The organism is Phenylobacterium conjunctum (assembly GCF_042679085.1).
GTDB classification, from domain to species: domain Bacteria; phylum Pseudomonadota; class Alphaproteobacteria; order Caulobacterales; family Caulobacteraceae; genus Phenylobacterium; species Phenylobacterium conjunctum.
Map to the genome: position 1 here is coordinate 1 of NZ_JBHTLQ010000084.1, position 10,669 is coordinate 10,669.

The following is a 10,669-nucleotide window of genomic DNA, read 5'->3' on the forward strand; positions in this document are numbered from 1 at the left end:
CTGATCCACGCGCTGTACGCCGCGTAAGCGACGGCGACGCGGCCGGCGCCGCTCGCCATCGGTTTTTGCACAGCCTGCCCCGCAACGCCCCCCGAGGGATTGGGCCGGCCTGCGGCGGCCGAAGGCGGAGGGAGGCGGCCTTGGGGCGACCCTTGTGGGGCAAAGGAGGATCGACCCATGTCCTTGAAACCCATCGTCCAGGCCCTGGGCGGCGATCTCTACGATCGCGGCCTTCGGGCGAATATCCCGGCGCCCGGCCATAGCGCCGCTGACCGTTCGGTCTCGCTGCTGCTGCGGGAAGGCCGGGTGATCGTCCACACCTTCGGCGACGGCGACTGGAAGGATGTGCTGGACTATCTGCGCGGCGAGGGCCTGGTCGATGCGCACAATGCGCCGACCAGTCTCTCGCAGGCGCGTCGCGCCCAAGCTTCCGGGCCCGCGACTGGGCTGGAGCGCCGTCTGGCGGCGTTACGGATCTGGGAGGGTGGGCGGCCGCTCGCCGGCACCTTATCGGCGCGGCACTGCGCGCTGCGCGGGGTCAGCCGTCCCCTCCCCGGCCCCAACGTGCTGCGCCATGGCGGCGAGACGCCGGTGTCGGCCTATGCCGCGTCGCGCCATCATCGACCGGCCCTGCTGGCGGCGATCACCGATGAGGACGGGGCCTTCACGGCCGTTGAGGTCACCTATCTGGCGCCCAACGCCCGTCGGGCGATGGACCTGCGGCTCAGCCGCAAGACGGTCGGGCCCTCGCCGGCCCGGTGCGCGGTGCGCATCGATGCGGCCGCGCCGCATATGCTGGTGGCCGAGGGCCTGTTCACCACCCTGTCGGCCAGCGCGCGCTTCGCCCTGCCGGCCTGGGCGCTGATGTCGACGCGCAACCTGCGCCACTGGCGGCCGCCGGAGGGTGTGCGCGAGGTGCTCATCGCCGCCGATCGCGGGGCCGACGGCGAGGCCTCGGCCGAGCAGCTGCGCGCGGGCCTGGCCGCCGCCGGTTTGAAGGCGCGGGTCGCCCTGCCGCCGGAGGGCTTTGGGGACTGGAACGAGGCGGAGGCCGCGGGCCTGCTGGATCCGGTCCTGAGCTGAGCCGCCAAAGGAGAGAGGAAGGGATCGGGCGGGTGCGCCCAGGGGCAGGATGTCCCTCGCCCAGGCGCGAGGAGCTAGACCCCGATGACCGATCAATCCCCTACCTCGCCGGTCGCCATGAGCCGCATCCAGGTGCGCCTCGGCGACCTTGGCCTCGCGAAGGAAAACCTTCGCTTCCATGAGCCGGCCGATGACGGCGTGCCGCAGCTGGCCGACACCCTGCTGGCCGCCGGCGTGGTCATCCCGCCGATCGTGCGTCCGGGGCGCAAGGGCGAGGCCCTGTTCATGGCGCTCGATGGCCGTCGCCGGCGCTTTGGCCTGATCCTGCTGCGCGAGCGCGGCGAGATCGGTGACGACTACCTGATCGACTGCCTGCTGGCCGAGACCCCGGCCCAACAGGCGGCCGCCATCGTGCTGCCGAACACCGAGCATGCGCCGGTCCACATCGCCGATGTGATCACTGCCATCGGCAAGCTGCGCAAAGCCAAGATGGACACCCAGGCGATCTCGACCGCGCTCGGCTACGCCGAGCTGGAGATCAAGCGACTGGAGGCCCTGGCCGCCGTCCACCCGACGGTCCTGAAGGCGCTGCGCCAAGGCCGGCTGACCCTGAAGCAGGTTCGGCTGTTCGCGCGCCTGCCCGACAAGAAGCAGCAGGCCGAGATCGCCCAGACCGCGCTCGATGGCTACTTCCAGGACTATCAGCTGCGCGCTGTCGTCGAGCACGACCGCGCGACGGTCGAGGACGACCGGTTCACCCTGGTCGGCATGGACCGTTACCTGGCCGCCGGCGGCCGGGTGGCCTCGGACCTGTTCGGCGAATATCCCGACTTCCTCCTCGATCCGGAGGTGCTGCAGGGCGCCTGGCGCGAGCGCGTGCAGCCGATCGTCGATCATCTGAAGGCCGAAGGGCTCGCTGTCTTTGTCGCGCGGGAAGCGGGCTACAGCGCCCCGGACGGGTTCTTCCGGCTGGCCCACGTCTGGGAGCGCGACCTCGACGAGGCTCAGAAGACGGCGCTGTCGGACGCCCGCTATGCGGTGACCCAGCTTGAGAGCGCCCTGCAGGATCTCGATCCGTCGGTCGATGACGCGCCGGCCCAACTCGCGCCGCTGGTCAGCGCCTATGGCGTGACGGCGGGGGCAGTTCTCACGCGAAGCAAGATCGGCGCGGTGCTGCTCACCCCGTCCGACGGGCACGGGGTGGCGGCGACCTTCTACTCTGTCCCGCTGCCGATCGAGAATCTGCCGGAGGGGGACGACAGCGACGACGAGGCGGTCACGGTTGGCGGCCGCCCCGGCGTCGTCACCAACGACGTCGAAGTGCCGCGGGCCGATGTGGAGGTCGAGGGCGCCAGTCACGTCCTGCACGAGACCCGCACGGACGTGGCCACCCGCGGTCTGATCCGAGATCTGGCCGATGATCCCAGCGCCGCCCTGACCGTGTTGATCGCCCAGCTCTTCAAACAACTGGCCCTGCACTCTAGCGGGGGCCTGGAGGGGTCGGCCTCGTAGATCTCCGCCACCCGCTATCAACGCGGGACCCAGGCGCCGCTCGCCGCTCTCGACGGAGAGGTGCGTGGCCGCCTGGACGCGCGGCGTGAGGCCTACCGCGCCTCGGGTCTGCGGCCGATCACCTGGGTCGAGACTCTGCCGCATGGGGAGAAGATGGCCCTGATGGCGGAGCTGACCGCGATCTCGCTCAACATGCGCGAGGCCCGCACCAGCCTGCTGCGCCATGGGGCCCGGGCCGAGGCGGCCGAGATCGCCGCCCTGTGCGGCGCGGACATCTCCACGCACTGGACGCCGGACGAGGCCTATCTGGCGGTCCACTCGAAAGCCCAGTTGCTCGTCCTGCTCGAAGAGCTGGGGGTGGAGGACGACCGCGCCAAGACCCTGAAGAAGGACGCCCTGGCGAGCTTTGTCGCCGAGGCGGCGGCCGAACGGCAGTGGGCCCCGGCGGTGCTCTCATGGGACCGTCCGGCGGCGCTTGGCGACGACGACGGCGAAGCGGACGGCGGGGCCGAAGAGGTCGCGGCCGAACCCGAGGCGGGTGATCGCGAGGCGCAAGACGAGGCTGAGCCCGAAGCGGTCGCCGAGGCCCTCGCGGCCTGATCCAGCGGAGCCCTCGTCTGACCGGCGGGGGCTCTTGCTGTGCCGGCCAAAGGGTCAAGGAAGGGAGGCGGACGGGCGAGCCCGTCGGGACTGGAGGGAGGCGCCCTCCGCCGCGGGTGAACGGATCCCCGTCATGAACGCCATGCTTCCCCTCTTCGCGACCGCTGGAGCGGCCGACCCCGCGTCGCACAAGGCCGCCAACATTCTGGCCGCCGCTCGCGCCCTGACCCCGCAGCTCAATCGATCCCGCACGCTCGATCGGCGGCTGGTGGCGGGGGTCATGACCACCACCTTCGGCGGCTCGGACGCGGACGGCGCGTGGATCTGGCGCGACGCCTATGACGCGGTCGAGGCGGCTCTGGTGCTGCAGCTGCGCCGGTTGTCGCCGCAGATCAGCCGGCTGGAAGATGCGCCCGCCGAGATCTGCGCCCTGCTGGCCAATCTCGCTGAGCTTGGCCTCACTCACACGCGGCGCAGTGAAGAGCAGGTCGCGCTCGACCAGTTCTCGACCCCGCCGCAGCTCGGCGCCCTGGCGGTGCTGGCCGCACAAATCCGCCCCGGCGACCAGGTCCTTGAACCCTCCGCCGGCACAGGCCTTCTGGCCGTGCTGGCCGAAGCCTGTGGGGCCAACCTAACCCTCAATGAGATCGCCGATCAGCGCGGCGCGATCCTGGAGGGCCTCTTTCCGCTCGCCGCGCGCAGCGCCCATGACGCCCGGCATCTGAAGGACATCCTGCCGGCGTCCGGCAGCTTCCATGCCGTTGTCGCCAACCCGCCGTTCCAGATTTTGGAGGAACACCTGCACGCGGCGCTGGACACCCTGGCCGAAGGCGGCAGGCTGTCGGCCATCGTGCCGACGCGCCTCTTCGAGGACGCCCCGGTCCTGCGCCGGCTGGCGGCGCGGGGACCGATTGTACTCCGGCTGGCCTTTCCGCCACGCGCCTACGCCAAGCACGGGACTTCAGTGGAGACGGGCCTCCTGGTCATTGACCGCGGCCAGGCGGGCCAACCATCGCCGGTGATCGCGGCGGAGAGCCTGGCGGACGCGGCCCGGGCGGCGGGCGCTGTTGCGGCTCGGCCAAGTGCGCAACCGCGCCAGTTCCGGGCCGTCTCGAATGTCGCCATCCTCGCGCCGCGGGCGCGTGCCTTGGCGACGCCGTCGAACCGGCTGGCCTTCCTCGCGACCACGGCGCCCGTCGCCTATGAGACCCGGGCCTGGTCGGGCGAAGGCCACGATGTGGGCCTCTATCAGGCCTACCGGCTCGGTCGGATCGGCTTCGCCCAGAGCCGCCCTCACCCCTCCCCGCTCGTGGAATCCGGGCCGATGGCGTCCGTGGCGCCGCCGGCCCCGACCTATCGGCCGGTCCTGCCCGGCAAGATCGTGGACGCGGGTTTGATCTCCGACGCGCAGCTGGAGACGGTGATCTACGCCGGCGAAGCCCACGCCAACCTGTTGCCGGGCCGCTGGCGGCTCGGCGAAGCGCCGCACCAGGTGCTGCTGGTCGGCGACGACACGCCCGACGCGGTTAGTTTCCGGCGGGGCTTTTTCCTCGGTGACGGCACCGGCTGCGGCAAGGGCCGTCAGATAGCCGGCGTCATCGCTGACAACCTCGCCCAGGGGCGAACCCGGGCGGTCTGGCTGTCAAAGAACGATGCCCTTCTGGAAGACGCGCGGCGCGACTGGGGCGCGATCGGCGGCGCGGCCAGCGATCTGACCCCGCAATCGGCCTGGAAGCAGGCGGACGCCATCCGCCTCGATCGCGGCATCCTTTTCACGACCTACGCCACCTTGCGCCAACCGGCGCGGGGCGACCGGCCGTCTCGCCTCGATCAGATCGTGGCCTGGCTGGGCGCCGATTTTGATGGCGTGATCGTCTTCGACGAGGCCCACGCCATGGCCAACGCCGCCGGCGGGGCCAAGGGCGCGCGGGGGCCGAAGAAGGCCTCGCAACAGGGCATGGCGGGCCTCGCCTTGCAGAACCGCCTGCCCAATGCCCGCATCCTCTATGTCTCGGCGACGGGGGCGACGACCCCGGAGAACCTGGCCTACGCCGCCCGCCTGGGCCTGTGGGGCGGGCCAGATGCGCCGTTCCCGACGCGCGAGGCCTTCATGGACGCCGTCGAGACCGGCGGCGTCGCGGTAATGGAGCTGATCGCCCGGGAACTGAAGGCCATGGGGCTCTACATCGCCCGCTCCCTGTCGTTCGACGGCGTGGAGTATGACGCCCTGCGCCATCCGCTCAGCGCCGAGGACATCGGCATTTGGGACGCCTGGGCCGACGCCTACCAGCTGATCCACCACAATCTGCGCGCCGCGCTGGATGCGGTCGGGGTCACCGAAGAGGGCAAGCCCAAGAGCGGCCAAGCGGCTTCGGCCGTGATGTCGGCCTTCGAGGGCTCCAAGCTGCGCTTCTTTGGGCACCTGCTGGCGGGCCTAAAAGCGCCTTCCCTCGTGGCGTCTATCCGCCAGGACCTGGCGGCAGGCCGCTCGGCCATCGTCCAGGTGGTCTCGACCAATGAGGCGGTGATGGAGCGACGCCTCGCCGAGATCCCGCCGGAGGAATGGAACAACCTCGCCGTCGATCTGACGCCCAAGGATCAGGTGCTCGACTACCTGATGGGCGCCTTCCCGATCATGGCGATGGACGCGGTCGAGGACGACGACGGCAATGTCACCATGGTTCCGGTGATGGTCGATGGCGCGCCCGTCGTCAGCCAGGCGGCCCTGAGCCTGCGCGACGAGCTGGTCACCCACCTGGCCTGCCTGCCGGCCGTGCCCGGCGTGCTGGATGCGGTGCTCGAGGCGCTCGGTACCGAACAGGTCGCCGAGATTACCGGGCGCAGCCGCCGGGTGATCCGCCGCGACGGCCGCCGCGTGGTGGAGCGGCGCAGCGCCTCGGCCGCCAAGGCCGAGACCGACGCCTTCATGAGCGGCAAGAAGCGCGTCCTGGTGTTCTCCGACGCCGGCGGGACGGGGCGCAGCTATCACGCCGATCTTGGCGTGGCCAACCAGCAGCGGCGCGTCCACTATTTGGTCGAGCCGGGCTGGCGGGCCGATGCGGCGATCCAGGGCCTGGGGCGCTCGCATCGCACCAATCAGGCTGTCGCGCCGCTGTTTCGGCCGGTGACCACGGACATCCACGGCGAGAAGCGCTTCCTGTCGACCATCGCCCGGCGCCTCGACAGCTTGGGCGCCCTGACCCGGGGCGAGCGGCGGACGGCCGGCAATGGGCTCTTCCGCGCCGAGGACAACCTTGAGAGCCCTTGGGCCCACCGTGCGCTGCAGGCCTTCTACATCGCGCTGCACTTCGGCAACGTCGAGGCGATGGACCGGGAGACATTCGAGGCCAAGACCGGCCTACGGTTGCTCGATGGTGATGGCGAGCTGCGATCGACCGACGACATGCCGCCGATGAATACCTTCCTCAATCGGCTGCTGGCCTTGCGGATCGCCGATCAGAACAGCCTTTTTGCAGCCTTCGACGAGATCCTGGCCAGCATCCTGGAGCGGGCGTCGGCGTCGGGCGCCTTGGACCGGGGCATGGAGGACGTCGTGGCCGACGACCTCTTGGTGCTCGACGAGGAGGTCATCCGCACCGACGCGGTGACGGGGGCCGAGACCCGGCTGCTTAGCGTCCAGGTGCGCACCGCCCGGTCCCTGCTGAGCGCCGAAGCGGCTTTGGCGGAAGCCAACCCGGACGCACGGGTGTTCGCGGTCAACAGCAAGTCTGGCCGCGCCGCCCTGGTCATCCAGGGGCTCACGACCACCAATGATGACGACCGCCTGGTCCCGGCGGTGCGTTTGATCCGGCCAGAGAAACGCAGCGTCGCGCCGCTGAAGGTCTATGAGGAGTCGGCTTGGGAAGCGGCGGATGAGGCGGCCTGGCGCGCGGCCTGGGACGCCGAGCTGGCGGCGGCCGACCCGTGGGTGACCCGCGAGCTCGTGCTGGTCACCGGCCTGTTGCTGCCGATCTGGAGCAACCTGCCCGACAAGCGCACGTCCGTGCGCCGGCTCAAGGCTCCGGACGGGCGCCGTTGGCTGGGCCGCCTGCTCGATCCCGCGCAGGTCACCCCGCTGAAGATCGCCTTGGGCCTGACCGATACCGCCAGCGCGGTCGGCGACGGCGCCTCGGCCGTCCGCCTTGTGTTGAGCGAGGGCGCCTCCGTCGCCTTGAGCGGCGACCTTTGGTTGCGTCGCGCCAAGGTGATGGATCGACAGCGGCTGGAGATCGTCGGCGCGGGGGCCCAACGCACCAGCTTCGTGGCGCTCGGCTGCTTCGTCGAGATCATCGCCTACACCCCGCGCGTCTTCGTGCCGACCGATCGGCCGGAGGTGCTGAGCGCCATCCTTGAGCGCTGGCCAGCGCAGACCATTCTGCCGGCCGCGGCCTGACGGATCGGGGCCGCTGATCGGGAGCCGCCGGTGATGAGCCGGCGGCTCTTTTTGCTTCGGCGGCCTGGTCGGCAAAGGGTTGGAGGAAGGGACGGAGCGGGCAAGCGCTCCGGGATTGGCCCGGGGCCGGACCGGAGGCTCCCATGTCCAACCCGCTCGACGACCTGATCCAAGACCTCATCGCCCGCATCGAGGCGGGCGTTCCGCCGTGGCGCCAGGCCTGGACGGCCAGCGCCGAACCGAGACTGCCCTTGCGAGCGAACGGCGAGCCGTTCAGCGGCAGCAATGCCTGGCTGCTGGCGTTCGCCGGCGCGTTGCGCGGTTATCGCTCGCCCTACTGGTTCACCTTCCGTCAGGCCTTGGCCATCAACGCCCCAGTCGGCAAGGGCGAGAAGGCCTCCCCAGCCATTCTCTACAAGACCCGCCTGGTGGACGACGCCGCTGACGGATCGGATCAGGTCGGCACCGGCGAGCCCGGGGATCCGCGCGTCCTGCGCTATTTGAAGACCTACGGCGTCTTCAACGCCGAGCAGCTGACGGACTGCCCAAAGGCCTTCCTCGACATCGTCGATCCCGACCCCGCCGCCCGCATCGCCGCGCGCAACGCTGTGCTCGATGCGATTCCGGCGCGGGTGGAACTGGGGGGCGGGACGGCCTGCTATGTGCCGGCGCTCGATCTGATCCGGCTGCCGCACCCCGACGCCTTCGAAAGCTCCGACGACTTCCTGGCGACCAAGGCGCACGAGCAGCTGCACTGGTCGGGCGCGGCGCATCGGCTGGATCGCACGTTCGGCAAGCGCTTCGGCGATGAGGCCTACGCCTTTGAGGAACTGGTCGCCGAGATCGGTGCGGCGGCGCTCGGCCTGCGCATCGGGCTCGCACCGCAGCTGCTTGATAGCCATGCCGCCTATCTCGGCCATTGGGCGAAGATCCTGCGGCATCGCCCATCTGCCCTGCTGGAAGCCTCCGGTCACGCTCAGCGGGCCGTCGACTATCTACTGGCGTTCAGCGCCCAAGACGCGGTCACCGACCTGGCCGCCTGACGCCGTCCTTTCTTTCATCATCACTGCAAGGAGACCGCCATGGGCTGGCTCTACATGCGCTCGCTTGCGGGGTATGCGACCCCGAAAGCCTATCTCGACGCCCAATTCACCTATGACCGCGACACCGGCTGCTCTCGGGTGCTCGCCTCAAGCCTTGTCGGTCGGCGCACCTACTACGCCGCCGTCGAATGGATCACCGCCGCGTCCGGGGCGCGGGAGGTCTGGGGCCTTGTTTGCCTCGTGCGTCATAACCCGCGCGACCGTGAGGGCCTGGTGTTCGGCTACAAGGACATGTCGGAATCCATGGGGCCGTGCGAGTCCGAGTGTCCCGCGCGAATTCTCAACCTGCTGACGGCGACCGAAAACACTTACGCCCTGGACTGGCGGGCGCGTTGCCGGTCGAATCTTGCCCTGAAAGCTCGGCGCGCCGCCAAGCCGACACCCAAACCCGGCGATGTCGTGGTGCTGGCCGAACCGCTCCAGTTTCGAGACGGGCGGACGTTTTCCCGCTTCGAGGCGGTCGCTTGGCCCGGACGCCGCCGTGGCAGGCTCGTCTTTCGCAGCGAGCTGGGCGGCCTCTACCGCATCCCCAAGCTGAAGGACCGCGTCTACCTCATCGAGGGTAAGGCCAGCCGAACCCGGGACTGAGCTTGGGCGGAGGCGCGCGGGGACGCGGACGGGGCGAGACGCCGTGGCGGTCAAGGGTCCTGTCGTCGGTCCTGTGGTCCTTTAAGTCCTCTGGCTCTTGAGACCTCGCCACCGTCTGGAGCCGCCCACAAGGGACGCTCCGCTCAAAGCCCTTGTGGGCGTCCCCAGCCGTCGGCGCGGGGCGGTCGTCGAGCCGACGGGCTCAAAACCCCACTCCGACAAGGACCCCCATCATGCCCTCCCCTGCCTTCTCACCCCTCACCGGTCATCTGACCCACTTCGAAGCCCAGGCTTTATCCTTGGACGATCCGCGGCCCCATCCTCACGAGGATGCCTTGATGCAGCTCGGCCATGCCGTGTTGACCGAGACCCTCGATGTCTTTGGCGACACCGCCCTCGAGGACTTCCAGACCATCATCTGTGAGACCCTCATCGGGGCGTTTCATTCCGCCGCCCAGCGCATCGAACGCGATGCGGATCGGGCCAGGGATGAGCTCAACCGCCTGAGCCGGGATTTCGACGGCTCGGAAATCGCCGACAGCGAGATGCAGGACGCGACCCGCAAGGCCCGCGCCGCCGATGTCGCCTGCCTGGCCTTGGAGTTCGTGCGCGACGCGGCCGCCGCGAGCTACACCACGGCGACCGGCGAGGTCTGGTCCCCCTGGAAAGGCCATGTGAAGGCCTCGCGCCTGACCGCCGCCCAGATCGAGGCGAAGGACGCCCTGCGCACAGCCAAGGCCCGCAAACACGCCGCCACCGACCCCGGCGCCACCATCGTCGCCTTCCGCGCCGCGCCGCAGGCCGACACCGAGGACGATGCGCACCGCATCTTCGACGCCCTGAACTGGGCGCAGGCCCAGTGGCCGGACATGGCCCTGGCGACCACGGGCGCTAAGGGCGGGGAGAAGATCGCCATCAAGTGGGCCAAACAGAAGGCCGTCACCCTGGTGTTGGCCAAGGCCGATTTCGACAAGAACGGCAGAGCTGCCCCCTTCCGGGCCAACGATGAGCTGATCGCGCTGGAGCCGGTCTGCGTCCTGACCCTGGCCAACACCCTTAACGGGACGCGGGCGGCGTCCCTGCAGCCGTTTGGACCCGCTCTCAACCTCGGCCAGAAGGCGGCCGAGAAGGGGATTCGTCATCTGGCGGTCAAGGCGAGATAGAAGGGTTGTGGGCGGCGCCGTCATCGGCGCCGCCCACCTCAGTGCTAGACGTCGTAGGCGCCTGCCCCTTCGGCCGCCTCCGGCGCCGGGTCGGCGCCGGGATCACCGTCCTGGGCGGCGTGGGCTTGAACAAGCAAGGCGCGTTCGACGATGGCGGCCGCGAAGGCCTCGGCGCCTTGGGCGCCGGCCGGCATGGCCGCCACTTCGGACGCCGCCTGCGCCGCCTC

The 10,669-nt window shown here is 70.1% G+C and carries 8 protein-coding genes; 7 read left to right on the forward strand and 1 reads right to left on the reverse strand.

Going from position 1 to position 10,669, the window contains the following annotated elements; all coding sequences use genetic code 11:
* Nucleotides 1–177 precede the first annotated feature (177 nt).
* The 7 genes from ACFQ27_RS19775 to ACFQ27_RS19805 all read left to right on the forward strand — a co-directional run bounded on the left by ACFQ27_RS19775 (nucleotide 178) and on the right by ACFQ27_RS19805 (nucleotide 10,442).
* Entirely contained in the window at nucleotides 178–1,083 is a 906-nt protein-coding gene (locus ACFQ27_RS19775) for a toprim domain-containing protein (protein ID WP_377354782.1), read from the forward strand.
* Between the two features lie 84 nt (nucleotides 1,084–1,167).
* Nucleotides 1,168–2,595, forward strand: a complete 1,428-nt coding sequence (locus tag ACFQ27_RS19780) for a ParB/RepB/Spo0J family partition protein (RefSeq protein ID WP_377354783.1) — start codon at nucleotides 1,168–1,170, stop codon at nucleotides 2,593–2,595.
* A gap of 60 nt (nucleotides 2,596–2,655) precedes the next feature.
* Entirely contained in the window at nucleotides 2,656–3,195 is a 540-nt protein-coding gene (locus ACFQ27_RS19785) for a hypothetical protein (protein ID WP_377354784.1), read from the forward strand.
* A gap of 133 nt (nucleotides 3,196–3,328) precedes the next feature.
* Nucleotides 3,329–7,588, forward strand: coding sequence for a strawberry notch-like NTP hydrolase domain-containing protein (locus tag ACFQ27_RS19790; RefSeq protein WP_377354785.1), 4,260 nt, complete (start codon nucleotides 3,329–3,331; stop codon nucleotides 7,586–7,588).
* A gap of 143 nt (nucleotides 7,589–7,731) precedes the next feature.
* Nucleotides 7,732–8,631: an ArdC family protein gene (locus ACFQ27_RS19795; protein WP_377354786.1), complete on the forward strand. Its 900-nt coding sequence runs from the start codon at nucleotides 7,732–7,734 to the stop codon at nucleotides 8,629–8,631.
* Between the two features lie 39 nt (nucleotides 8,632–8,670).
* Nucleotides 8,671–9,279 (forward strand): DUF6927 domain-containing protein, encoded by a 609-nt coding sequence (locus tag ACFQ27_RS19800; protein WP_377354787.1) that lies wholly within the window; start codon nucleotides 8,671–8,673, stop codon nucleotides 9,277–9,279.
* Nucleotides 9,280–9,512: 233 nt separating this feature from the next.
* On the forward strand, nucleotides 9,513–10,442 hold the full coding sequence (locus ACFQ27_RS19805) for a DUF2493 domain-containing protein (protein WP_377354788.1): 930 nt from the start codon (nucleotides 9,513–9,515) through the stop codon (nucleotides 10,440–10,442).
* Nucleotides 10,443–10,486: 44 nt separating this feature from the next.
* Here ACFQ27_RS19805 and ACFQ27_RS19810 read toward each other — a convergent pair.
* Nucleotides 10,487–10,669, reverse strand: a 183-nt coding sequence (locus ACFQ27_RS19810; RefSeq protein ID WP_377354789.1) for a hypothetical protein, incomplete at its 5' end; no start/stop codon positions are given.

Coding starts and splice junctions, on each gene's coding strand:
- ACFQ27_RS19780 (WP_377354783.1), top strand. CDS start 1,168: ATGACCGATCAATCCCCTACCTCGCCGGTCGCCATGAGCCGCATCCAG.
- ACFQ27_RS19795 (WP_377354786.1), top strand. CDS start 7,732: ATGTCCAACCCGCTCGACGACCTGATCCAAGACCTCATCGCCCGCATC.
- ACFQ27_RS19800 (WP_377354787.1), top strand. CDS start 8,671: ATGGGCTGGCTCTACATGCGCTCGCTTGCGGGGTATGCGACCCCGAAA.
- ACFQ27_RS19805 (WP_377354788.1), top strand. CDS start 9,513: ATGCCCTCCCCTGCCTTCTCACCCCTCACCGGTCATCTGACCCACTTC.
- ACFQ27_RS19790 (WP_377354785.1), top strand. CDS start 3,329: ATGAACGCCATGCTTCCCCTCTTCGCGACCGCTGGAGCGGCCGACCCC.
- ACFQ27_RS19775 (WP_377354782.1), top strand. CDS start 178: ATGTCCTTGAAACCCATCGTCCAGGCCCTGGGCGGCGATCTCTACGAT.